The sequence below is a fragment of the Psychrobacter nivimaris genome (assembly GCF_043419765.1).
Lineage (GTDB): Bacteria > Pseudomonadota > Gammaproteobacteria > Pseudomonadales > Moraxellaceae > Psychrobacter.
The window spans coordinates 334,203-360,136 of record NZ_JBHOFX010000001.1 but is presented as its reverse complement, the minus strand read 5'-3'; the positions used below and the strand labels follow the sequence as shown (position 1 = coordinate 360,136).

Annotated in this window: 15 protein-coding genes; 14 read left to right on the top strand and 1 reads right to left on the bottom strand. The window is 44.0% G+C overall.

All coding sequences use genetic code 11. The features are described from left to right. Positions 1–3,815, top strand: a 3,815-nt coding sequence (locus tag ACHEVO_RS01320) for an Ig-like domain-containing protein (protein ID WP_394123614.1), incomplete at its 5' end; no start/stop codon positions are given. A gap of 56 nt (positions 3,816–3,871) precedes the next feature. Here ACHEVO_RS01320 and ACHEVO_RS01315 read toward each other — a convergent pair. Further along, a complete protein-coding gene (locus tag ACHEVO_RS01315) occupies positions 3,872–5,167 on the bottom strand; it encodes an SIP domain-containing protein (RefSeq protein ID WP_394123613.1) in 1,296 nt (431 codons plus the stop codon). A gap of 193 nt (positions 5,168–5,360) precedes the next feature. Here ACHEVO_RS01315 and ACHEVO_RS01310 point away from each other — a divergent pair, with 193 nt between their 5' ends. The 13 genes from ACHEVO_RS01310 (at position 5,361) to ACHEVO_RS01250 (ending at position 25,767) form a co-directional block, all read left to right on the top strand. Beyond that, positions 5,361–6,125: an ABC transporter ATP-binding protein gene (locus ACHEVO_RS01310; RefSeq protein WP_101205244.1), complete on the top strand. Its 765-nt coding sequence runs from the start codon at positions 5,361–5,363 to the stop codon at positions 6,123–6,125. A 113-nt stretch (positions 6,126–6,238) separates the two neighbouring features. After that, positions 6,239–7,162: an ABC transporter substrate-binding protein gene (locus ACHEVO_RS01305; protein ID WP_394123612.1), complete on the top strand. Its 924-nt coding sequence runs from the start codon at positions 6,239–6,241 to the stop codon at positions 7,160–7,162. Next, positions 7,159–9,324: a Fe(3+)-hydroxamate ABC transporter permease FhuB gene (gene fhuB, locus ACHEVO_RS01300; protein WP_394123611.1), complete on the top strand. Its 2,166-nt coding sequence runs from the start codon at positions 7,159–7,161 to the stop codon at positions 9,322–9,324. Before ACHEVO_RS01305 ends, fhuB begins: the two co-directional genes overlap by 4 nt. A 370-nt stretch (positions 9,325–9,694) precedes the next feature. Beyond that, positions 9,695–11,044 carry a diaminobutyrate--2-oxoglutarate transaminase family protein gene (locus ACHEVO_RS01295; RefSeq protein ID WP_394123610.1) on the top strand — a complete coding sequence of 450 codons (1,350 nt, stop codon included), beginning with the start codon at positions 9,695–9,697 and terminating at the stop codon, positions 11,042–11,044. A 127-nt stretch (positions 11,045–11,171) separates the two neighbouring features. Continuing rightward, a complete protein-coding gene (locus ACHEVO_RS01290; RefSeq protein ID WP_394123609.1) occupies positions 11,172–12,677 on the top strand; it encodes a pyridoxal phosphate-dependent decarboxylase family protein in 1,506 nt (501 codons plus the stop codon). Between the two features lies 1 nt (position 12,678). Then, entirely contained in the window at positions 12,679–14,508 is a 1,830-nt protein-coding gene (locus ACHEVO_RS01285) for an IucA/IucC family protein (RefSeq protein ID WP_394123608.1), read from the top strand. A gap of 275 nt (positions 14,509–14,783) precedes the next feature. After that, positions 14,784–16,178 (top strand): lysine N(6)-hydroxylase/L-ornithine N(5)-oxygenase family protein, encoded by a 1,395-nt coding sequence (locus ACHEVO_RS01280; RefSeq protein ID WP_394123607.1) that lies wholly within the window; start codon positions 14,784–14,786, stop codon positions 16,176–16,178. Positions 16,179–16,258: 80 nt separating this feature from the next. Then, positions 16,259–16,861 (top strand): GNAT family N-acetyltransferase, encoded by a 603-nt coding sequence (locus ACHEVO_RS01275; protein WP_394123606.1) that lies wholly within the window; start codon positions 16,259–16,261, stop codon positions 16,859–16,861. Next, a complete protein-coding gene (locus ACHEVO_RS01270) occupies positions 16,861–18,345 on the top strand; it encodes an MFS transporter (protein ID WP_394123605.1) in 1,485 nt (494 codons plus the stop codon). The genes ACHEVO_RS01275 and ACHEVO_RS01270 overlap by 1 nt, the downstream gene beginning before the upstream one ends. Before the next feature lie 120 nt (positions 18,346–18,465). Continuing rightward, positions 18,466–20,421, top strand: coding sequence for an IucA/IucC family protein (locus tag ACHEVO_RS01265; RefSeq protein ID WP_394123604.1), 1,956 nt, complete (start codon positions 18,466–18,468; stop codon positions 20,419–20,421). 4 nt (positions 20,422–20,425) lie between these two features. Then, entirely contained in the window at positions 20,426–22,507 is a 2,082-nt protein-coding gene (locus tag ACHEVO_RS01260; RefSeq protein ID WP_394123603.1) for an IucA/IucC family protein, read from the top strand. Positions 22,508–22,535: 28 nt separating this feature from the next. Further along, positions 22,536–23,177, top strand: a complete 642-nt coding sequence (locus tag ACHEVO_RS01255; protein ID WP_394123602.1) for an RraA family protein — start codon at positions 22,536–22,538, stop codon at positions 23,175–23,177. A gap of 208 nt (positions 23,178–23,385) precedes the next feature. Continuing rightward, positions 23,386–25,767 (top strand): TonB-dependent receptor, encoded by a 2,382-nt coding sequence (locus tag ACHEVO_RS01250; protein WP_394123601.1) that lies wholly within the window; start codon positions 23,386–23,388, stop codon positions 25,765–25,767. Positions 25,768–25,934: the final 167 nt, after the last annotated feature.

The following is a 25,934-nucleotide window of genomic DNA, read 5'->3' as shown; positions in this document are numbered from 1 at the left end:
CGCCAATCAGCTACACCGTAGACAACCTGACGGGTGACACCTCAAACGAAGCGACCGTCACCATTGACTATCCGCAAACCGCACCAGTGGCAGTGGATGACAGCGAATCGGGTGCTTCAGGTGCCACCGTTGAAGTTGACGTCGTTGGTAACGATAGCGACGCTGAAAATGATCTTGACCCAGCAACCGTCATCATCACCCAAGCGCCAGTTGGCAGCACTATTGCCGCTGACGGCAAATCGGTGGACGTACCAGGCGAAGGCACATGGGTTGTTGACCCTGTAACAGGGGCCATCACCTTTACCCCAGTCGCAGGTTTTACCGCGGACCCAACGCCAATCAGCTACACGGTTAGCGATAGCACGGGCCTGATCTCTAATGAGGCAACCGTTATTGTGGACTATCCACCAACAGCACCAGTCACTATCGATGACAGCGAAATCGGTGTTTCTGGTCAATTAGTTAACATTGAGGTATTGAGTAATGATTTTGATTTTGATGGAGATATTCTTCCATCGACTGTCATCATCACCCAATCACCAGCGGGTGGTACTATTGCAGCTGACGGTAAATCGGTTGGCGTACCAGGTGAAGGATCTTGGAGTGTTGACTTAGTAACAGGTGATATCACCTTTACCCCAGAAGCAGGTTTTACTGGTGACCCAACGCCAATCAGCTATACGGTTAGCGATAGTACTGGTTTAACTTCTAATGAATCTACTATTACCATTGACTATCCACAAACAGCGCCAGTAGCAGTGGATGATGAAAAGTTAGACCAAGTGCTTGGCGATGCTATTACTGTTGCTGTGGTCGGTAACGATACAGATGTAGAAGGCGATCTAGACCCAACGACGGTCATCATCACCGCCTCGCCAGCAGGTGGCACCATCGCCGCTGACGGCAAATCGGTTGTTGTGGCAGGCGAAGGCGAATGGAGTGTTGATACTGCCACAGGCGACATCACCTTCACCCCAGAAGCCGGCTTTACCGATAACCCAACGCCAATCAGTTACACAATTGAAGATACAACTGGTCTATTGTCTAATGAAGCAACTGTTACTATTGACTACGACCAGTTAACTAGAATTGAAGTTGAGCCGCCAGGTCGTGTTTCTGAAGAAGGGTTAGAAGGAGGAAATCCAGATAGCAATCCAGACTCAGCGCTTGATACCACTGATTCAGTAACTGATACAGATGGTAACTGGATTCGAGTAACTGATACAGACACTGACCTTTCAAATGCGGTTGTGAAATTTGTATTACCAACTGTTGATAATGGTATTACTAGTCAAGGCAATCCTGTTGTTTTCAGAATTGATTCAAGTACAGGTGATATTGTTGGTGAGTATGAATATATTGATAGCTTGGGTGCCTCTCAAACTCAGAATGTACTAACCATAAGTCTAAACGGTAATAAAGAAGCAATTACTGATGGCTATCAATTTGGATACAATGTCACGTTGGGCGCACCTGTAGATCATACTCAAGGTGATGATATTGAAGGTATTCTGTCGGTTGATTTTGGTATTGAAGTATACGAAGATTCTTCTGCTACAAATCCATTAGCCACATCTGACGAGTTGTTGGCCATCATCGAAGATGATTCTCCTGCGCCTCAGCCAGTGGTTTGGAACATTGATGTGCAACAAGAGACTGTCACCATTACCGATCTACAAACAGGATTTACTGACTCGTTATTTACTGATCCTACACGTCCTGTCACAGTTGATGAACCTTCTTATTTAGTTGCTGGCAGTCTTAACACGGCAGCTGGAAGTAGCGGCGATACGATCCCACTGCGTGACTATGGTGGTACGGTTGGTGTCTTAACTGCAGAGCAAGATGCCACATATCAGGCGGCAGATGGCAATCTTTACGTAGATGCGCTCGACGAAGCCATTTACTGGGGTGCACCGGCTGACGCAACGTCATCCCCTGCAGGATATACCACTTATGAAAATACTGATTATCAAGGTAATGGTTCAGAAGTTGACTTTGCATCTAATATCGATTTAGGTGATTTTTCCCATATTAACTTTGGTGTCTTTCCAGATGTAGGTGTTTTACTTGAGACTAAGTTGGATCTTAATTTCAATGTTGATGTCAATGGTAACTCTGAATCTGTCGCTGTTGAATATGAGATGAAGCATAATGAGACGCCTAACAATGCGACGGCTGCTACATATGGATTAGATCCTGCAAATTATGACGATGATTATGTCCAGAGTGATTTTATTGTCATACCAGATGCGACGCAGATTATAGATATTGCTGGTCAGCAGTACCAACTCGACTTAACTTTTGTCAATCAAGACCCTCTTGTTACTATTGATTCTGATAGAAATAAAACGTTTTTGAAGGCATATCAAAATAATAATGGCACCGATGATAACGGTGACGGACTAATAGATCAGTCAACATATGCGGTTGTTGGTGAGTCAATTAATACGTTTACAAACAACGGTGTTCAAAATGTGGGGAACTTCTATGACTTGAATGGTAACGGGACTATAGGAGATGAAGGAGATGCACAACTCGTTGCTAATTTGGACTCAGGTTTCAGGTATACCGTTATTGGTAATAGCAATTTTGCTTACATTGATTCTAATAAAGATGCTATATCAGATGGTATTGATTTTGATGGTGATAATATCAACGATGGTGTTCTAGATGCTGCTGGTAATCTCGACTATGTTGTCTTTAGTACGAATGGCAGACGCGCTGAAGATACCAATGGCGACGGTATTATTGATAAATACGACAGTGATGGTGATAACATTGTCGATACTGACTTCGCTTTAGATGATTACAACCCAGCTCTAGATGAAGAAAATACTTTTGTGGTAAACAGTTTAGAAGGCCAAGAGAATACCTATGATCTTATAGGTAAACTTACGCCGCTCAATCTATTGCCTGTACTAGATAACAACGTCGTTATTGAAGGTAAAGTGGCTGTTGGTGGTGATGCTGTTGATTATCTCACTACGAGTAGTACTGGTATCATCTGGTCAGGCGTATCAACCACAGATAGTGACACAACGATTGAAGTGATTGACACAGACGGTGATACAACTAACTATGAATTCCGGACCGATTATGGTGTGTTCGTTGGCTATGCTGATGGTAGTTATAAGTTTAATACCGCGGAAAACATTGCTAATATTGTCACAGCAGGTGTGGACGATATAGACGTATTTTCATTTGAGTATCAAGATTCTGATGGTGATACAGCTAGCTCAACGGTTACGTTGAACTACAATGAATATGCGACACCGCAAAGCCCAGACTCAATAGATGATATTCCTTCACGAACGACTGCTGATAATGACTATCTAGTAGGTACTAACCAAGCTGAAACGCTAGAGGGTGGGGCAGGAGATGATACTCTAGTAGGGTTGAGCGGTGCAGATATCTTATCAGGCAGTGATGGCAATGATATTTTGATATTTGATAGAAATGATGTTTCAATAGATGGCGGTGAAAACTCGGATGGAAGTCTAGACAATGATACGTTGTTAATTAATGACACAAATATTATTGCTAGTACTGATATGAGTCAAGTTGTTAATTTCGAAACTATTGATTTGACTAACGACACTGCTCAAACGCTCAGTATAAGTCTCAGTGATGTTGTTGACATAACTGATGGCAATAATCAGCTGTTCATCAAGGGCGATAGCGTTGATACTGTTAATGTATCTGATATGACTAAGGCAGCTACTTCTGATCAGGCAGGTTATGATTTGTACCAAGATAGTGGTAATACGGCGAGCCTATACATTCAAACCGCTATAGATGACAATATTATCTAAAAGTAATAGTTGAATCGTAAAAAAACGCTCCCAAAAGGGAGCGTTTTTTGTGCAAACTAATCGTGACGCCAGTAGACTTTTACTACGACATCGGTACGACTTAGCTCAAGTCGGTCTTTCAGCAATGGACGCAATGCTTTGGCAGTATTCGCTTCTAGTGCTCCCCAAACTTTATCAATCTCTAAAGGATTGTTAGTCAAATAATCGACTAATTTACTGTCAATTAGCGTGGCTAACTCTGCTCCTGAGTTTGGTTGATTGGTTACTATAGGCAATACGGTAAAGTAGTTATTACTACTGTTTTCAGTATCGCAATTGAGGCCACTGCGCATTTTTACCGTATCAAAATAGCTTTGATCGCCTGCATCTTGCGTCACACAAATGACCAATGGTGGTGTAGGGTTGTTCCATAGCTCTAGCAGTCGTGCTGCCGTTGGTATTGATGTTTCATCGACAATCAGTACCGCTTGACCGTCTCGTAAGTGATCTACCTTTTCTGGAAACTCTCGTTTTGTGACGACGGTCTCGCCTGCTTGCAGTGCTACTGCCCAGTTGCCGCCTGGCGTATCCCCATGCAAAAAAACATCGACCCAAGCTCGTACCCCATCATCAGCTTGCCATGCTTTTCTCAAAGTGTAATAACAGTGAGGACGAGCAAGGCGTATGTTCTCTTTTTCGCTGTCATCAGATTTATGTTTGTCACCTTTATTGTCATCAGTGCTGTCATTCATCAATGCGTTGGTCATTGCATTGTGCTCTAAATCAAACAAGTACGCGTAACCTGCTTCATTGGTAGGTACTGACGTCGAGCTTGTTGCGCCCTTAGCATTACTTAATTGAGCAGTATTATTTAATGGTGTATCACTATTTAATGACGGCATGCTCAATTCAAGGCGCAGCATATTTTTGCTGACTCTATAACTGTTTTGTACATCAAATACTTGCTTGGTCAGTTTGATTGTTTTTTTGCCTAGCTTTTTATCTGCTCTCTGTTTTAGCAAGATATATTGGCCTTGCAAGTCATCAAGCTGGGAGATAGAAGTAGCAAAAGCGATAAAGAAGGTCTGGTCATGGATCGAGTTATTTTGAGCGTCAGTTTGTTGAGTCTCTGAGTTTTTTGAACGAGTCTGTATGGCAATACCTTCAGCATAAATATCAGTTATTTGCGCATCGACCAGATCCAATTCGGCGGTAGATAATGAGGTAAATGCACTCAAGAATCCAAGTAGTTCGTCGAGGTGCTCTTCATTAATATGAGCGACCACACCTGCTATTTCAGGATCGTTTAGGGGAGTGTATTGTCTGTTCTGGTTATCGGTGTTTTCTGTAGAAGCTAAAAGAAGATTAGTCATATAAATACTCGCAATCAACAGGGCGTTGAAATTAAAGTGAATGAGTTTATAGTTAATGATAATTGTTTTTGTTATCATTTACGAGTAAAATCAATTTTTATTGTGGTTTGATCATCAAAAATCGGTCTATAACCGATGGCCGATAAACCATCATTTTTATGACATATTATTTTTATCAACAATGAGTGCTTATATGCTACGTGCAAACCAGCTGACTATCAGCCGTCAAGGAAATACTCTATTAGACAACGTGACTTGTGAGATTGATACCAATCAGCTGGTGGCTCTGGTTGGGCATAATGGGTCTGGCAAGTCGACCCTGATCAAAGCGCTAGCGGGTGAGATGGCAAGTAGTAGCGGCAATGTCACTTTAGATGAGCACAGTATCAATGACTATGGCAGTAAGGAGTTAGCGCGGCAAATGGCATATCTGCCACAGCAATTGCCAGAAGCTGCTGGATTTACTGTGCGTGAGCTGGTCATGCTAGGGCGCTATCCCCATCAAAAATGGCTGCAAAAGCCAACTCAAATAGATAAAGACAAAGTCGCGCAAGCATTAAAAGTGACTCAAACCGAAGCGTTTGCTGATCGAATTACTGCCACGCTATCAGGTGGTGAGCGCGCTCGTGCGTGGCTCGCGATGTGTCTGGCACAAGATACCCGTTACCTATTGCTCGATGAGCCACTTGCTGCGCTTGATATGCATTATCAAATCGAGGTCATTCAGCTCATTCGTCGTTTGGTGGATGAACAAGGATTAAGCGTGGTAATTATTATTCATGATATTAATTTGGCCGCCCAGTATGCCGATCGAGTCATCGCGCTGAAAAATGGCCAAATATGTCACAACGGCGATATCGCCAGTACCATGCAACCTACCGTGCTACACGATATCTTTAATGTCGATATGCAGCTACTCAGCCATCCTATTACTGGACAGCCTGTCGCAGTCGCCTAACGTTTGGTTTTTGCTCCTTCTTTTTAATTCGCCTACAAAGATACGCTTCTATGCCTCCCGTTTTTTATACAGATAAATTATCAAAACATCCAATAGTTACGTCAGTATCAGTAATGACATCACTGAAATGGTTCGCCCTCGCATTGTGCTTGGTATTGACGGCCTGTAATAGTCAGACATCCACGCAAAAAACCGCTACCTCAGAAGCAGAAAACAGTCATAGCGATAGGATGAATATCGTGTCTCCCGACTGGGGTAATGCAGCGACTTTAACAGCGATGGGGCATGCACCAATTGCGACAGGTGATGTTAGGGTTTGGGACAGATGGGTGGGTAGCCCTAAACTGCCAACATCGATAACAGACTTAGGCATCCGCTATCAGCCCAACGCTGAGCTAATCGCTCAACTGCCTGTCGATATGGTCATAGATAATTATTTTTATGAGCATGCACGTAACTTATACGGTGATGTCCCTGCAGAATCTGTGATGTCTGCTGCAAAAGGAGAGACGGCAACATGGGCTGACTATACCGAACCGACGCGGGAGCTTGGCGTGCTGATTGATAATCCGAAGATGGCTGAAGACTATATTGTACAAAGTCAAAAAGACATACAGCTGGCCAGTCAGCAATTCCAGCAGCGTTATCCAAAAGCCAAGAAATTCGCAGTGGTACAGTTTGCGGATGCTAATAACATGCGTATGTATGTGGCGAATAGTTTATTTCAGCCTGCGTTAGAGCAGGTGGGTAGAGAGCTTGTGGTATTGGGCAAGGGCAATCAGTGGGGGTTTGTGCCAATACGAATGGGAGATTTGGCGCAATTAGATGATGAGACTTGTCTATTAATTATCGATCCACTAAGCCCAATTACTAGAGCTGAAATTGATGACAGCTTGATTTGGCAGCGTCTGGGTTATGGTAATACCCGCTGTGTGGGAGAGTTACCACCAGTATGGATTTATGGCGGGATGTCATCATTGGTTAGCTTAGCAGATAACTTGTCAGAAGTTTCATTAAAAGGCGGGGAAGTACTATGAGCGCCAATGCAGATACTCACAACAACCAAAACAATAATATCAATAACCACACCGACAGTGCTCATTCAATGACATCAGCTTCTCAAGCAGCAATAGTTCTAAAACCCTCATCAACGTCATTGAAACAGTCATCAAAACTGAATCAGCCACCGAACCAACCCAATTCTCAAACTTCCTTGTTTGCCAATTTGTCTTGGCGACTGTGGGCCATGCTCATCGGATTAGCGGCGTTGTCATTATGGAGTAGTTGGGTACTGATAGATCAGCAGTGGACGCGCCCACTGAGTGATTTGCTTATACCAAGCTCGCAATTGGATATTGCCAATATGGCGATACAGCTACATATCGTGGCGACCAGCGTAGTGGCGTTGTTGGCTGGCGGGCTATTAGGTGTGGTCAGTATTCTACTGCAGCAATTGGTAAAAAATCCCTTAGCATCCGATACGACGCTAGGGGTGGGCGTGGGTGCACAGTTGGCCATGCTCATCGTCACGTTATTTTTGCCAAGCTTGGCTATTTATGGCGGAATTTATGTGGCCTTTGTCGGTGCTATCATTAGTATGGGTCTGGTATTTGCCTTATCAGCACCCAGTCGATTTAATCCATTGATTTTAATATTGGCCGGTTTGGTAGTCAATATTTTGCTGGCCGCAGTAGCCAATGTGCTAGTACTGTTTTTTGCTGAGCGTAGCAATGGCATGCTGTCGTGGGCGGCTGGGTTTTTGGCACAAAACAGCTGGCATACCAGTATCGCGCTAGTCATCACTGCTATTTTGATGGCGGTTGTATGTCTGCCATTACTGAAACCATTAACGCTGATGAGTCTAGATGACACGCAGGCAAAACGTCTGGGTGTACCTATTAATGGGATTCGCGCACTTGTTGTATTGGTGGTAGCCGTTGTGACCGCTTTAGTGATTAGTGAAGTTGGTTTAATTGGTTTTATTGGTCTTGGTGCGGCAAGTTTGGTCAATGCGCTGGGCATCTCTGCTATTGGTAAGCGTTTGGCCACTGCCTTTGGGTTAGGGGCACTGCTGTTATTATTGACCAGCAATGTCGCGTTACTGCTTGAGCCGATACTTGATATGCAGATTCCAGCTGGTGCCATGACAGGTATCTTGGGTGCACCGTTAATTATTTGGCTGATTTTGCGTCAGCGTCGCGAGCGGATAGAGACAGTGACGCCTATGCTTGCGGGTAAGCATACCTCCATTGCATTTTGGCGATGGGGTGTTGGGGTGCTCGCCCTTATCCTGCTTGCTTGTCTGTTTGTACAAGATATCAATGGTTGGGGGCTTAGTACAGATTGGGCGCTCACGCAGCAGTACCGCTTGCCTCGTAGTTTGAGCGCTGCGGCCACAGGCTTGATGTTGGCAGTGGCCGGTGTGCTACTGCAAACTTTAACGCGTAACCCCATGGCCAGTCCTGAGGTATTGGGTGTCAGTTCGGGTGCCGCACTTGGGGTCATTTTAGGGTTTTTATTATTACCAAGTTTAGGGCTATCCGCTGGAGCAGGGACGCTATTAATCTCAGGATTGTCAGGTGCGATGGCTGTGCTGCTATTGATTATTTGGCTAGCACGCAGGGTCAGCTCAGGTTATTTATTGTTAGTAGGTATAGGCATTGCCGCCATGATGGATGGGGTGATGCATATGGTCAAGCTTTCAGGAGATCCGCGTCTAGAAGCGATGCTCAGCTGGCTTTCAGGGACAACTTATAGTGCTCAGCCCAGTACGGTATGGTATCTCATTGGCATCGCTGCTATTTTATTTGTGCTCAGCCTATTGCTGATTAAGCCTTTGCGCGTTCTTGGACTAGGTACAGGTGTGGCGCGTAATTTAGGTGTGGCAGTTACGCCAGTGACTTTGTCGTTATTGGCATTGGTGGCAGCACTTAGTACGGCCAGCACGCTTGCCGTTGGCCCATTGAGTTTTATTGGTTTGATGGTGCCTCACTTAGCTACCTCACTGGGAGCTGTGAAGCTTGAACGGCAATTGCCACTAGCTGCACTTTTAGGGGCAGGGGTGATGGTGATAGCGGATTGGATTGGTCGTTATGTTATTTTTCCTTATGAGCTACCCGCTGGCACGATTGCTGCCATTATCGGTGGTGGCTACTTTTTATGGCTCATTCGTAAGGTGCCAGCCTCAGCAAGTAGGTAGCCGCTGTTTTTAGATAGTTCTTAACTAACGATAAAAGTGAACACAGATAGTCTAGAACTGTCTGTGCTTGGTAGTTGTGTGTCATTGATTAGTCGACAGTTTGTAGTAGCCTGCATTGCTCCTAATTAATCGCTCTTGATTCGTCGTTCTTAGATTCACGCTAGCTGCTATCTTTGTCATTTTTATCAACAGAAAATTTGCAAACTGGGTTGACAGCTAATCATTGGTAGTAGATACTACGCCTCATTAATAATAATGATTATCATTTACATTATCATTCAATATGAATAAGCGATATCTTGAGAAGTAAGCGTCAACACTTACTTTTGAATGTTTATTCAAGACTACTGACAATAACAAGGCTGAAGCTATGGACACGATCTTATTAGACGAATCACGTGATAACGAATGCTACTTAAATCGTCAAGAACAATTTGAATCAAAGGTTCGTAGTTATCCACGTAAGCTGCCCTTTGCGATTCAATCAGCTAAAGGCGCTTGGATTACCGATGTGGAAGGTAATAAGTATATCGATTGCCTATCTGGTGCTGGCACGCTGGCACTTGGGCACAATCATCCTGTGGTCATAGAAAGCATCAAAGCGCTGTTAGACAGCAACCTACCGATGCATACATTGGATATCACCACACCGTTAAAAGACAAATTTAGCGAGTTCATGTATAAATTGCTTGCTACCAATAGCGATGAGTATTGCTTACAGTTTTGCGGACCAACAGGTGCTGATGCGGTAGAAGCGGCTATTAAACTGGCGAAACAAGTCACTGGTCGTTCAGGTGTGGTTAGCTTCAGCGGTGGTTATCATGGCATGACGCATGGCGCGCTGGCGGTGACAGGGAACTTGGCACCTAAACAAGGTATCGAAGGTCTGATGAGCTCGGTGCAATTCTTGCCTTATCCTAATATGTATCGCTGCGCGTTTGGCTTGCCTTTTGAGCAAAGCATCCACGCCCATATGCGCTACTTTGAAAATTTCTTAAAAGATGTAGAGAGCGGTGTGGTGAAACCAGCCGCAGTCATTTTAGAAGTCATACAAGGGGAAGGCGGCGTCAACCCTGCACCAATAGAGTGGCTGAAGCATGTGCGCCGAGTGACAAAAGAGCTAGGAATCATGCTGATTATCGATGAAGTACAAGCGGGGTTTTGCCGTACCGGACGTTGGTTCGCTTATCAATATGCGGATATTGATCCCGATATGATAGTGATGTCAAAAGCAATCGGTGGTGGACTGCCACTTGCGGTATTGGGTATCAAAAAACAATACGATGTATGGCAGGCGGGCAATCATTCTGGCACGTTTAGAGGCAATCAATTAGCCATGGCGACTGGCCTTGCTACCCTCAATTACTTAAAAGACAACAACGTTGCTGACTATGTTTTAGAAATAGGTGCATGGTTCATGGCGCAGTTAAAAATACGCCAACAGCGCTATCCAAAAATGGGTCAAGTCAGAGGGCGTGGTCTCATGATTGGCATAGAGATTATCAATCCCAGCCTACCTAAACAAAATGATGGTAGCTATCCGGCAGACAGTGATGTGGCTGCCAAAATCCAGCAAGCGTGTTTTAAGCATGGTTTGGTGATTGAAAAGGGCGGACGCGGTGGCACAGTACTGCGATTATTACCGCCACTCAATATAACCAAAGATGAGCTGCAGCAAGTCTTGCAGAGGCTTGATATGGCGCTAGAAGACAATCAATAGTCTTGCCAGCGCTTTAGCATGATTCACACTTTTATAAAAAACTCTGATAACAACTCTAATAACGACTCTAATAATAAGTCACTTATTTGCGATTTATACATTCGTAGAATAAACAAGTGAGGACATTTTGCATTTATTAAATCAGCAAAGCAGTGAACAATATGTCACGCATATGCAAAAAACCAGCGCTGTCATCAAACAGTGGCTAGACGACAATAACGTGTATTTGGGCGGCACACCGCAACAAGTGCAAGCAACCAATGCCTTTAGTATTCGTGAGCAAGGCCGAGACATCGACACGATACTCGCGGATATACAAAGTAAGTTTTTGCCCAGTTGTGTGTCGACGGCCAATGCGAATTGCTTAGCTCATTTGCATCCGCCCACACTAGTCATCGGTCAGATTGCTGAGATGATTATAGCGGCCACTAACCAAAGTATGGACTCGTGGAACCAAAGCCCAGCAGCGACCTATATCGAAAAAGACTTAATCCATTGGCTGTGTCAACGTTGTCAGTTTGGTGACATTTCTGATGCCCTCTTTGATGAACGGACAGGTCATAACGCTGGTGGCGTCTTTACCAGTGGCGGTACGCAAAGTAATCTGATGGGTCTACTGCTAGCACGCAATCAATTCTATAAGGCTAAGGGCGTTGATGTGCAAAAGGACGGCCTGATGGGTCAGCTTAGTGGCAGTATTCTATGCTCAGACCAGGCGCACTTTTCTATTGAAAAAAACGCGACACTGCTGGGTCTAGGCCAACGTTCCGTCATTAAAGTAGCGACCGATGCATCAGGCGCCATGCTGATGTCTGACTTACAGCATCAGATAGATCGTCTAGGCGCTGGCAATGTGATGGCCATCATCGCAACCGCTGGCACAACGGATTTGGGTGCTATTGACCCTCTCATGGCTATTGGCAAAATTTGCCGTGATGCACAGATATGGCTACATGTCGATGCAGCATGGGGCGGGGCATTGCTATTATCACAGCGCTATCGACACTTGATTGACGGTCTGAATCAGGCTGATTCTATCACCTTAGACTTTCACAAGCATTTCTTCTTGCCGATCAGCTGCGGTGCTTTTCTCTTACGAGACAATCAAAATTTCGAGAGCATTCGCCATCATAGTGAGTATTTAAACTCTGCTGATGACGAACAAGACAATATCCCAAACTTGGTGACGTACTCTTTACAGACCACACGCCGATTCGATGCCTTAAAACTGTGGATGGCGCTGGACTTACTGGGAACGGATGACTATGCAACCTTGATTGATAACTGTCTGGATACTGCCAAGCAAGCGGCACAGCTGATTGATGCAAATGAAAATTTTGTACTGGTACATGAGCCCATTATCAGCAGTGTTTTGTTTTACTTTATACCTAAAGATACCGTGTTATCTGACGATCAGCTCGCCCAGCTCAATCGTCACATTGCTCAAGCGTTATTGGTCAATAATATCGCCAATGTGGCCACCACACAGTTTGAGCAGCGCCTTTGCCTTAAATTTACCATTCTAAATCCCAATACCCAAATCAATGATATTGCAGACATCATTGAGCAGATGGCTATTGCTGGTTTTAACCGACTCAATTCTGACAACCTGAACGTTGATGGGAGAAAATAACATGATGCAGCATAAAACGCTTGATCGTCTCACACTACAAAATCTAATCAATGCTTATTGTTTTGAAACTGGGCGCGGCGATATTATTGCCGTAGAGCAGCAGGATGATATACAGAAGCAGGCCTCACAAAATAAGCCTCTATTAGTGCTAATGCTATTGCCTTCGAACACGGTAATGGTCGTACCTATCGACAGAGTGAGCCAATTGGGTCAGCATCGTTTGGCGGGCACGCCGCTTATATTGAATAAGCAGGTAAGCATACGATCAGACTCGAAACTAGACACGCAATTAGACGACCCTTTACAAAACAGCCGATGGATAAAGTCTTCTGCTATGAGCCTAGCGTCTTTGATTATTGAAGACATCGTACATCGTTATAAAGACAAAGCGACGCTAGATGCCAATGGTGTATTAAAACGTTGGATTGAGAGTTATGAGGGGCTACAGATTATTTTAGAGCATCGCAATGATGAGATTGATGACATCATTGACTATCAGCAAGATTTTATTCAGACCGAACAAAACCTTATTTACGGTCATGCCATGCATCCTACACCCAAAGGCCGTGCCGGCTTTTATGGTGATGAGTGGGCGAAGTATGCGCCCGAGACCAGTAGCAAAACCAAGCTGCATTATTGGCTAGTGCACCCCAACTGCATTACAGAAGAATTCGTAGATGGCGAAAGTATTACCACAGCGCTCAAATCAAAACTACAAGTTGATATGAGCGGCTATCAGCAGCAACTTGTCGATGAGCATCCTGACTATAAGCTGTTGCCATTGCACCCTTGGCAAGCAAGGTTTTTGCAGCAGCAGCCGTGGTATCAAAAGCTGCTAGAACAAGGCCAATTGTTTGACTTGGGGGAGCTCGGTTGGCATTTGCATCCAACGACATCAGTACGCACGCTAGCGGCCTTCGATGCGCCTTGGATGTTTAAACTGTCGTTGTCTGTGGCGATTACCAATTCGGTGCGGATTAACCTGCCCAAAGAATGTAAACGCGGGATGCATGCCTGCCGAATCTGGCGTAGCGACTATGGTACTCAGCTCAAGACCGAGTATCCTACGATTGCGGTATTGAATGATCCTGCTTGGATTGCCTTACGTGTCGACGGCAAAATCATTGATGAGACCATTTGTATCTTACGTGACAACCCTTTTACAGAGGATACGCAAGTCACCAATCTTGCCAGCTTAAGCCAAGACCATCCAACCCGTCTCACCAATCGTTTAGAGACATTGTTTAAGTCCATCCATAAAAGAACAGATGAACCTCTAGAACAGGTGGCTATCCAATGGTTTGATACTTATTTGCAAGTTGGTTTTATACCGCTGGTTCATATGTATTATCAGCATGGTATTGGGTTTGAGGTACATCAGCAAAACAGTCTGATTGAGCTAAAAGACGGCTATCCTACTAAATTTTGGGCCAGAGACAATCAAGGCTTTGGCTATATTGCGGAGTACGCCACGCCACTCATTGACGCTTATCCCGAGCTGATTAGCGAAGGAGAGTGCGTCATTCCAGAAGACTTTGCTGACTCACGCTTTGCCTATTATTTAGTTGGCAACAGTATATTTGGTCTTATCACTGCTATTGCTCGTACTCAGCTTGTGAGTGAGGAGACATTAATCACGACGTTTAAAGAATGTCTAATGGCGTTAGAGCAACAATACCCACATCGTTCGTTATTTGACTTGTTGTTGCGTAGCCCTACATTGCCGTTCAAGGGCAATCTACTCACCAGACTCTATGCGCTCGATGAGCTAACCGCACCTGTCGAAACCCAGTCTATTTATGTCGATATCCCAAACCCTATGATGACGTAGCACATCATATTGAGACAGCAAAGATAAGCACACGATAAAAGTTAGGGTTCAACAAGAATTAGGGCGTGTCCTCAATTCAATCGATAGTTATCTAAATGGGTTAAAAATGGCTAAATCTTGTCAAACAGCGTCAAATAGCTGACTAATATCTCGATATTATCTGCGCTATTTTCCTTGTTTGACTGCGATTTATCTCATTTTTATCACCATTTTTAAAATGAGGACACGCCCTAGCATCAGAATTAACGTGACCACCAAATCACTAAGGGGCGACCGTGTTAGACATTATTGGTATTGGCGTAGGGCCGTTTAATTTAAGTTTGGCGGCATTACTGACAAAGACCGACGTAACCGCCAAGTTTTTTGAGCAAAAGGCTGAGTTTAATTGGCATAAAGGCATGATATTGCCAAACACTACGCTGCAAGTGCCTTTTATGGCAGACTTGGTGACATTGATAGACCCAACCAGTCCGTATTCTTTTTTGAATTATTTGCATACTCAGCACCGATTGCTCAAGTTTTACTTTTTAGAAGAGTTTAAAATTTATCGTAAAGAGTATAACCACTATTGCCAATGGGTAGCAGGGCAGCTGGATAGTCTGAATTTTGATGCGGTAGTGATAGACGTGGTGTTTGACGATAGCAATGATGGGTTTTTAGTGACAGTCTCTGAAAAAGGCACACAAAACACCTATCATGCTAAAAATTTAGTCATAGGTACGGGCACACAGGCCACGCTACCACCATCGTTGCAAGATATTGCCAAACAAACACCCAACCGCTGCATGCACACCGCCCATTTTGCAGACAATTTTGACTTGGATAGCCTCAATGCTAGTAGCCTTGATCTGAATAGTACCCAGACAGACAACAAGCTGACCAAAGTGTTGGTGTTGGGGTCTGGGCAGTCCTCAGCAGAGGTGTATCGAACGCTGTTTGATCAGCAGTTTGATGGCGATGATAGTACTAATGACGACCCTAAGTTTCAGCTAGATTGGATGACGCGCTCGGCAGGATTTTTCCCCATGGAGTACTCGCCATTAGGTTTGGAGCATTTTAGCCCGGCTTATACAGATTACTTTTATGATTTAGACGCAGCAACCAAGCCACAAGTCACTGCCAAGCAAGACCTGCTCTATAAAGGCATGGGCTTTGAGACCATACGCGATATTTACCACCGTCTTTATGAACGCAGTATTACCAATAAAGATTTGCATTCAACGCTGCTGTCCAATTGTGAAGTAATTGAAGCAACACTGACAACAATGCTAGAAGAACCAGAGCCGACAGACACTATAAAACTGGTGGGTAGACAGCGTGAACAGAATCAAGATTTTACTGCTGAGTATGACTGTGTGATTGCTGGTACAGGCTATCGTTACGGTCTGCCTGAGTGCTTAAATACGCTACTGCCTGCCATCGCGCATGATGATTTTGAGCAGCCAATCATTGATCGAGACTATGCACTGAAGTATGTGCTAACGGATCAAAAAGAGAATGCGACTGATGGTAAGATTTTTGTACAAAACCAAGAGGTGCATACCCATGGCGTTGGCGCACCAGACTTGGGGTTGGGTGCTTATCGAGCAGGGTGTATCGTCAATCAGTTAACAGGTGAGCAGACTTACGACACCGATGCCTTAAAAGTGTTTCAAAAATTTGGCGCGTAGTGTTTTATAAGCATTATATTGAACAGAAACGATATTAAAAAATATTAACCACATAGCAAAATAATAACTAGGAGCAAGTCATGCCGACTATCACCCAAAACCTGCCCGATACGTTTAGCATTGAAGCTTATCAAAAGACGTTTGCGTTGCGACCTGTCAGCTACCCAGATGATATGCCATTGCTGTATAAATGGATGCATGCTGAGCATGTGGTCGATCAGTGGCAGCTCCATCTCCCGATGCCGCAATTAAAAACCCATTTTGAAAAAATGCTGGCCGATGACCATCAGCGTCTCTATCTCATACTCTGTGATGGTAAGCCGATTGGCTATACAGAGATTTATGAAACGGCTCGTGACCGGTTATCTCAGTATTACAAAGCCAAAGAGACGGACATGGGCTGGCATATTTTGCTTGGCGATCCAGCGGTGGTTGGCAAAGGCTATCTCAAGCCAACAGGCATGATGATCAGCAAGTTTATATTTGAGCATACTGAGGCCAAAAAAATCGTAGTCGAGCCGGATAGTAAGGTTGAGGTGTATCAATGGATTGCTGATAGCTTCGCTTATCGCGTACAACGTCTGATTGAAATGCCAGAAAAAACCGCCTCATTATATTTTTGCAATCGCGACGAGTTCCTAGAGTCTAGAGGGTATCTGAATTTCTATGGTGCCACGGCTTAATGAGCAATGCCCCTATAAATAAGACATCTACCAATGAGTCGCCTATAAACGAAGCCTCGAATAGTAGTGGTAATGGCTTTACCGACAAACAGATACAGCAGGTGTTACTGACACTACTGCTCGGCGGTACGGTGGTCAGCTTTAGTAATAGTGCGCTTAATCCAGCCATTCCTGTTTTTATGTCGGTGTTTAATGTCGACATTGTGATGGGCGGCTGGGTGTTAAATGCTTATGTCTTGGCCATGAGTGTGGGGCTGATGCTCAGCGGCTATTTAAACAAAAAGTTCCCTTTTAAGATTGTTTACTTGGCGGCAATTTTCGGATTTATGCTAGGCTCAGTCATTGGCATGCTGGCATCTAGTATGAGCTTTGTCATCATTGCCAGAGCCATACAAGGACTGAGTGGCGGTCTGATTATCCCACTGTCTATTGGTATGCTGTATCAGATTTATCCGCAGCAGCAGCACGGCAGAGTAATGGCGCTATGGGGCATTGTTATTATGATGTCGTTGGCGTTTGGCCCTTTGGTCGGTGCTTACTTGGTTGAGCAGTTTGCGTGGTGGACACTGTTTGCCATTACCTTGCCACTCAGTGTGGCGGTCATGGCGATGGTATGGTGGTTAATACCTGATATGCGCTCACATGATAAAAAGAGCCCTTTCGATACCATCGGGTTTATCAGCTTACTCATTTGGCTATTGGCCATGATGGTGTGGCTGAGCACACTAAAAATAGACTTCACTGGTGGATTATTCAGCAGTGACGGCTTATTAAAGATAGCCACGTTGGGTTTATTATCTGTCGGATTTTTACTGTCCGCGATGGCTTGGTGGGCATACGAGCAGCGGCAGAAACATCCGTTATTGAACGTGCGCTTGTTCCGTAATAAAACCTATTTGCACAGTAATATCATTAGCATTACCCAAACAGTCGGTTTGATGCTGTGTCTCTTATTATTACCCGTGTTGATACAAGATGTGATGGGTGAGAGTGCTTTATGGACAGGTATTGTCCTGATGGTCGCGACGCTCGTGGCCAGTATCACCACGCATTACGCTGGCAAGATGGTAGATAAGCAAGGTGCCAGAGGGATTGGCATCGTAGGAATTGCGATTAGTGCGCTGTCTACTTTGATGCTGGCATGGTGCTTGTATCAGCCAACGCTTTGGCTATTAATGCTAATTATGAGTATGCGAGGCATCGGAGTGGGTCTGGCGTACCTACCAACCACTACCGTTGGGTTTAGCAGCTTACCAAAAGACGCGGTCACTGAGGGAGCTGCACTTAATAACATCAGTCGCCGTATTATCTCTACCATATTTATCACGCTGTCCACCCTTTATATAGACAGTCGCAGTGCGCAGTTATTAGTAGCAGGTAGTACTGACGGCATGGCAAGCTCGATTCAAGAAATATTGGTGATCATCGCGGTAATTTTATTATTCACGATTCCTTCAGCGTGCAAATTACCACGATCCTCATAAACAAATACCCCGTATCGGGGTTTACTTTAACTTATTAACGTAAATAATTATCATTCGCTTTATATGCATCTAAATTCATACTTTTATTTGATTCAATTTTCAGACAGGAAGCTTATATCTATGTCCAATCATCTAGCAAACTCTACCAAAAATAATAATAGTGCAAATGTCACTTATGCAACTAAACCGTGGCAAGCACCTGTTAATTCTAAAATCATAGCACGCGCTGAGCAACGGGTGATCAAGCAATTGCTACAAGCATTACTATATGAAAATATCATTGAGTTTGAATCTGAAAGTGCGAACAACGCTAATGACAGGGCTAGTAACGAGACGCTGCTGAATTTTGTTATCAAAGCAGGTGATGATATCAGTTATACCGCGCAAGGCAATATTCATTATAGTTTTGACATCATCCGCTTAAATGAGTTAAATGTGCAGCGAGTGGTTAATGGTGTTGCCCAAGACGCCATTCTTGAACATGTAATCAGTGATATCTTGCTCAACATTGAGGGTGCAGAACTCAAAGACAGTTTTATCAAAGAGCTGCGCCATACCTTAGTGAACGAAACACAGTCTCAGATACTGGCTTCTAATATACCTATGCCTATTGATACGCTTACTTATGAGCAACTCGAAGGCTATTTGACGGCAGGGCATCCTTATCATCCGTGTTTTAAGTCTCGTATTGGTTTTGATTTGCAAGATAACTATGACTATGGCCCAGAGTTTGATCAAAACATCGGCGTAGTATGGTTAGCAGTCAGAAAACAGCTACTGGTGAGCAATACTACTACTGACATCGATATAAATGAATGGGTGAAAGATTATGTAGGTGCTGATGAATTTTATGCACTTAATGCCAAACTCACAGAAGTACTTGCAATCGCAAATAAGCAAGACGAAGGTACAGCTACTCATGAAGTACACGAGACGGCTAATAATTATTGCTTAATACCTGCGCATCCTTGGCAATGGCAAAATACCTTAATTCAAGCATTACAGCCACTGCTTGCCACGCAAGAAGTTATCTACTTAGGTAGTGCAGGTCATCAGTACCGCGCTCAGCAGTCTATTCGCTCATTGACGATGCTTGGTAATGCTGATGACAATGTTAATGGTGATACTGACGTTAGTAATAATAAAGCCTACTTAAAGCTGAGTATGCACCTGATTAATACCTCAAGCACGCGTATATTGGCAAAGCATACTGTGATGAATGCGGCTGTTGTCACCACTTGGTTGAATCAACTGATTGCCGACGACAAGACTGCCAAAGCATTACCCATTGCGTTTTTGGGTGAGACCGTTGGCGTTAGTCTAGACCATGATGCGCTACGCACACGTGGCTACCAGCATCCAAATATGTATGGCGGGCTAGCTGCGATTTGGCGAGAAAACGTAAACCAGTATCTATCAAAAGGTCAAACAGCATTTCCGCTCAATGGCGTCAGCTATGTCAATGCTGATGGCTCGCATCTTATAGCCCCTTGGCTTGACAAGTATGGCGTAGAGACCTGGATTGCGCAGTTGATTAAGGTCACTGTCACTCCTTTACTACATATCTTATTTGGTTATGGTGTGGCATTAGAGTGCCATGCGCAAAACATCGTCTTGGCACATGAAAATGGTTATCCCATAAAAGTCTTATTAAAAGACTTGCATGACGGGGTTCGTTATTCACCTGAGCACTTAACCCAACAACACTTGCGTCCAGATTTTTATAGCTTGCCACCTGCCCATGCTGCCTTAAATAGAGGCTCATTTATCGAGACCGAAGATACCGATGGCATTCGTGATATGACGGTTGCTTGCTTGTTTTTTGTGGCGTTGTCAGACATTGCGATTTTTATGCAGACGCATTATCACTATTCTGAAGTGGCGTTTTGGCAACAGGTTGCTGACTGCGTGACCGACTATCAAGTCTCACATCCAGAGCATCAAATACGGTTTGACTTGTTTGATGTATTCGCTGAACAAACGCGCATTGAGTCATTGGCTAAGCGCCGATTATTCGGAGATAAAGCATTCCCAATTAAATATATCAACAACCCATTGTTTAAGAGTCGGGGGTAAGACGATGCATACCTTATTTCCTGTGCAAACTTCTGCGCAAAACCGCCACCTTGATGCAAATCCTGAGCCAGATATCGAGGCCATCCAATGGTCGCTGATTAGTCATTTGGTAGAGTGTTTTCTATTAGAGCAGTGGGTGGATGAGCAACTTATTCAAGTGACAACCACCGCTGAGTATTTAGAAAACCATCAGACGACTCAAGCTCAAGACGCGCATCAATTTTTAGAATCACTACCACAGCAGTATCAAGATTTTTTTGACCAAGATAACCCGTTAATGGTGATGCAAGTTGACCAAGATAGACAGTTATTACTATTGGTCGAGCCTGCTTATGCGTCACCGTGGCGATTGTCTAAATTCTGTCTGCCTGTCATACATAACGTTGATAGCAATCTCAATGTACATAGCGCTTGGCTAGAACTAGTAAGCTCAGCACAGCAGTTGTTAGATATCTTTTTATCAATGATGGATAGTGCCGCGTTATCTGACGTTGGTGTCTTAAAGCTAAAAGAGAGCTTAGAAGCCTCCTTTATAGCGCAGAAACAGTCAGCAACTGCAAACATCACGACGACAGTATGTCAGTATCCGCATTGGCATCAAACCTTGATTGCAGCGGAGCAGTGGGCATCACTGATGGATCGTCCGTTTCATCCACTGGCAAAAGGTAAACTGGGCTTTACTGCACAAGAGTATAAACGCTATATGGCAGAGTTTAATCAGCCCATTAATCTGGTATGGGTTGCTGTTGCCAAAAGCCATCTCATGGTAGCAGAGCATGTTAAAAACACAGCAACGCAAAATCCAGCGACTTATCTTTTGGACACAACGCAGCAGCAAAGGTTGGCAAAAGAGCTAGACAATAAAGGTATTGCAGACACGCACATTGCGATGCCCGTACATCCTTGGCAAATGACTCATGTGGTTGATGACATATATGCCGACGATCTTGCCAATGGCACAGTTGTTGCGCTCAAATTTGATGCGCTGATCACTTATGCTAGCTCATCCATGCGCAGTATGTTAATTGATACAGATACGCCAAATAGCATTAAGCTGCCTATAGGTGTATACGCACTAAACTCAAAGCGTTACTTGCCAGCCCTCAAGCTGATCAATGGTGAAAAAAATCAAGCCATATTGATGCAGGCAAGAACGTTAGACCCCGAGCTATCATCGCAGTTACGGTTATGGGATGAACGTCTTTGGTGGGGCTATATGTCTCCGTCTCATTTGCATGATAAAAGCGCTATTAATCCGTATTTTTATCAAGAAAAGCCCACGCATTTAGGCGCGATGCTGCGTCAACTGCCAGCAGATCTGTGTGACGATTCGATTCAACTGTTACCAATGGCAAGCTTGGGTATGTTGGTCTATAAGCAAGGTGTCAGCCATCACATTTTTGACGGGATTGTTCAGGAGGGTATTCATAGTACTACCCAGAATAGTAGCCAAAACAGTGCTCAAGACAGCTTTCAAGAAGGCTCGCCACAGAATAAAAAACTCGCTGTCATAGCATGCTTTAAGAATCTTTGTGATGTGTTTTTGGGGACGATGCTGCGCTGTCTACGCTTAGGGTTTGCGCCTGAGATGCATGGGCAAAATATTGTTATCGTATTAAAGGAGAATCGTTTTACCAGTCTGTTATTGCGTGACCATGACTCCGTACGCATCCATCTACCATGGCTGGCACGCCATAAAATATCAGATCCTAAATATCTAAGTCCGCCAGATTTTAAGAATCGTCTATATCGAGAGACGCCGCAAGCGCTGATATTCTATCTACAGTCGCTAGGGCTGTTAGTGAATATTCGAGCGATTATCGAGTCATTGGTTGAGCACTATCATATTAATGAAGATACGCTGTGGCACGAGGCAATGACTAGTATCGAGGAATCCTTAGTGACTATCGATTTTGATGACGATCAACGTCAGATACTTCATGACGAGTTATTAAGCAGTTCACATTATCCGCATAAAACATTGCTACTGCCTGTGATTGCACGTGGCGCTGATCCTCATGGCAGTATGCCAGCTGGAGAAAGTAAAACGATCAATTCGTTCAAGCGTGTCAAGAAAAGTAGTTAAAATTATGAAATACCATGATGAGAATATAATGAATGATATTGATATTCACGACCTTATAGACGGTTATAAAGAGATAGGTACCTCAACCATTGGTCATCTGACGGGAGAGGGTTATTTACCAGATATTACGCCTCTCAATCCTTGCTCAAATACTATAGTAGGCCGAGTGTTAACAGTGCAACTAACCTCTGATAACACGGATGTGATCAATCAGGCATTGATTCAAGCAGCGCCTAATGATGTGTTATGTATTGATGCTCAGATATTGGGCGTGAAAGCATGTTGGGGAGCACTACGCACTTGCGCCGCTATCTACGAGAAACTGTCCGCCGTCATTGTCATTGGACAGGCAACGGACTCAGTACAAATTCAGCAGCTGGGCTTTCCTGTATTTGCGCAGGGTATCAGCGCTGTGACTACGTCCAAGAGCAACCAAGCACAAGGCACGCTGGCGTCCGATATTGCCTATCGCTTCGGTGAGCAGACGACGACGATTCGTTCAGGCGACATCGCCATTATGGATAATGACGGCATATTTATATTGTCTGTTGATGTCGCACAGCAGCTATTATCAGATTGCCAAAAAAAGCATAAAGAAGATGAGGTAAAGTTTCAGATGTTTTTTGAGGCTTATCGTAACAATGAGCTAGATAAGTTATTCAATGACTAATGAAATTATCAGAGGTTAAATAGTCAACCATATCTGAAAGCAGTACAAATAAACGCTTACTACCAAAGTTTAAATACATATAGAAATAAAAACGATTATCATTTACAATGCGATTCACAAAGTTAGTACACACAGTATTATTATCTAAATATTAATCATATCACTGTTTATTTATTCAACTAAGTGAAATAACCTAAGTGAAATAATTATGAAAAGCCATCATCAAGTTGCTCTATCTGTTCTTACCCTTTGTATTAGTCAGCAATTATATGCACAAAACAATGTCAATGAAGCGGATGCCGTATTAGATGCACAGACCTCAGCGGAACTAGCTTCAAGTACTGTGTCTGATGAGACTCCCAATGTGACTTTAGACACTATCAATGTCACGGCTAAAGCCAGAACGGGCACGGCGCTGGCACAGAAAATTAGTGAGATGCCAGCAGTCACCCAAGTAATTACTGAAAATGAGATTCAGATGCAGGCAACGGGTGACCGTACTACTGGTGATATCTTGGCACAGTTAATTCCAAGTCTGGGTGCCAGTAGTGGTTCTACCAGTAATTATGGTACGACCATGCACGGTCGCCCTGTACAGTTCTTGTTGAATGGTGTGCCTTTAAGCAGTTCACGTAGTCTTTCACGCGAGCTAAATAGTATCGATCCTGCGCAGCTTGAGCGGGTAGAGGTGCTTTCGGGTGCCACCAGTATTTACGGTGCTGGTGCAGCAGGTGGCCTGATTAACCTTGTGACCAAATCTTTGGTCGGTTATGGCCCTATCAGACAGACTAGAGTCGGTGTCAGTAGCAGTCGTAATTTTGAGTCAGACTCATTGGGTTATCATGTAGGACAAACCTTAGGGTATGGCGGCGAGCGAGTGTATGGTCGCTTAGATGTTGATTATGATAATAAAGGCGGCAAGTTTGATAGCAAAGGCAATCGAATCAGCCCAGATGCCAATCAAACTGACCAGCAAGATACCGAATCGCTAAGTGTAAATGGTAGCTTGGGTGTAGAGCTCACTGACAGCCAACGTCTTGATCTTGCAGTGACTTACTATAAAGATGAGCAAAACACCGACTATGGCCCAGATTATGGTGATGGTTTGGCAGTGTTATTTGGCGCAAAACCTTCCTTAAGAGCTATCGATGGTGCCAACGTAGAGAACGAGCCTTATACCACTAAGACCTCAATGAACTTGAACTATAATAATGACGATATTGCAGGGTCAAACCTAAGTGTGACGGGCTATTATAGAGATGAGAAAGGCCGTTTTTACCCTTCTGGTAAAACCGCAGGAGACCAAGCGACTGAAGTATGGCAAGCCAATGGCCTAACTGATGAAGACACATTGAAGAAACTGGCAGGTGCTGCAACATTTGTCACTCAGTCAGAAGCTGACATCGAAGTAATGGGCCTACGTGCCGCCATGCAAACCGAGACGGAAATTGCAGGCAAAAAGACACTGTTTAGCTACGGCGCTGATTTCGAACGTGAAAACAGTGAGCAAACTTACTACGGTCAAGACCTAAATACGTTTCTTGCTAGTAATGGCTTGACCGCCCAAACCAATGGGCTTACTTATAACGGTGGACCAGATACTACCATCGATAAATGGGGTGCTTTTGTCAATGCAGATGTAGATATAACTGACAAGTGGCATACCAGTGCTGGTGTGCGTTACCAAAAATTGAAGTCAGAGACTGATACTTTTACGCCCATCTATGAGCAACTGCTTGAAGAGTATTTTAATAGCTCTGCTATCAGTGGAACAAGTGCAGCTTACGGCATTGACTATCAGGCAGGCGATGTAGAAAACGGCAGCACAGACCACGACAAAACCTTGTTTAATCTCGGTACTAGCTATCAATTAACCCCAAATGATCAAATCTTTGCTAATTTTTCACAAGGGTTTACCACAGCGGATATCCAACGTGCGCTGCGTGATGTGCGTGCAGGGTTTGTAGTTAATTCAGACAACGTACAACCGATCGCGATCAACAACTACGAGTTTGGTTGGCAAGGTAAACATGGCGATACCGCAGCACGCTTGAGTGGATTCTATAACGAATCAGACAAAGTAGTACGTTTTACTGATAGCTATACCGTAGAAGTCATCGATACCGATGAGCGTGTTTATGGCGTGGAAGGGTCACTTAGTCATGACATTAGTGATAAATGGCAAGTAGGCGGTAGTGTGGCGTACACTCGTGGTCAGTATGACAAAGATGGCGATTGGCTAGAGCTAGATGCAGTACGTTTAACACCGCTAAAAGGTACGGCATTTGCTCAGTATAACTTCGATGAAGGTAGCAATATTCGTCTACAAGCATTGGCAATCGGCGGTGATGATAAAGCCTTTAAAGACCAACAACAAGACCCTGACTCTAGTGCCTTACCTGTCACTGGTTATATGACCCTTGATGTGCTTGGACAAGTAAACATGCCAGTCGGCCGAGTAGATTATGGCGTTTATAACTTGCTTAATAAAGACTATCTAACGGTCTATCATCAAACCACATTTGGTGATTTAAACCGCTTACCTGCATCAGGCACGACTTATGGCTTAAGCTATACCGTCGATTATTAAAAAAACCATGCATTAAAAAACCCTTCAGGCTATATAAAGTTAGCGTGAAGGGTTTTTTTACGTCTTTATTTTAGATAATTGCTTTTGGCTAAATACCAGTTATTATTCGCTGCACTGTTCATAATATTTCTAAACTTGCATAAAAAAAGGCTTGCCGCATCTCTGCG

Coding starts and splice junctions, on each gene's coding strand:
- ACHEVO_RS01315 (WP_394123613.1), bottom strand. CDS start 5,167: ATGACTAATCTTCTTTTAGCTTCTACAGAAAACACCGATAACCAGAAC.
- ACHEVO_RS01310 (WP_101205244.1), top strand. CDS start 5,361: ATGCTACGTGCAAACCAGCTGACTATCAGCCGTCAAGGAAATACTCTA.
- ACHEVO_RS01305 (WP_394123612.1), top strand. CDS start 6,239: ATGACATCACTGAAATGGTTCGCCCTCGCATTGTGCTTGGTATTGACG.
- fhuB (WP_394123611.1), top strand. CDS start 7,159: ATGAGCGCCAATGCAGATACTCACAACAACCAAAACAATAATATCAAT.
- ACHEVO_RS01295 (WP_394123610.1), top strand. CDS start 9,695: ATGGACACGATCTTATTAGACGAATCACGTGATAACGAATGCTACTTA.
- ACHEVO_RS01285 (WP_394123608.1), top strand. CDS start 12,679: ATGATGCAGCATAAAACGCTTGATCGTCTCACACTACAAAATCTAATC.
- ACHEVO_RS01275 (WP_394123606.1), top strand. CDS start 16,259: ATGCCGACTATCACCCAAAACCTGCCCGATACGTTTAGCATTGAAGCT.
- ACHEVO_RS01270 (WP_394123605.1), top strand. CDS start 16,861: ATGAGCAATGCCCCTATAAATAAGACATCTACCAATGAGTCGCCTATA.
- ACHEVO_RS01265 (WP_394123604.1), top strand. CDS start 18,466: ATGTCCAATCATCTAGCAAACTCTACCAAAAATAATAATAGTGCAAAT.
- ACHEVO_RS01260 (WP_394123603.1), top strand. CDS start 20,426: ATGCATACCTTATTTCCTGTGCAAACTTCTGCGCAAAACCGCCACCTT.
- ACHEVO_RS01255 (WP_394123602.1), top strand. CDS start 22,536: ATGAATGATATTGATATTCACGACCTTATAGACGGTTATAAAGAGATA.
- ACHEVO_RS01250 (WP_394123601.1), top strand. CDS start 23,386: ATGAAAAGCCATCATCAAGTTGCTCTATCTGTTCTTACCCTTTGTATT.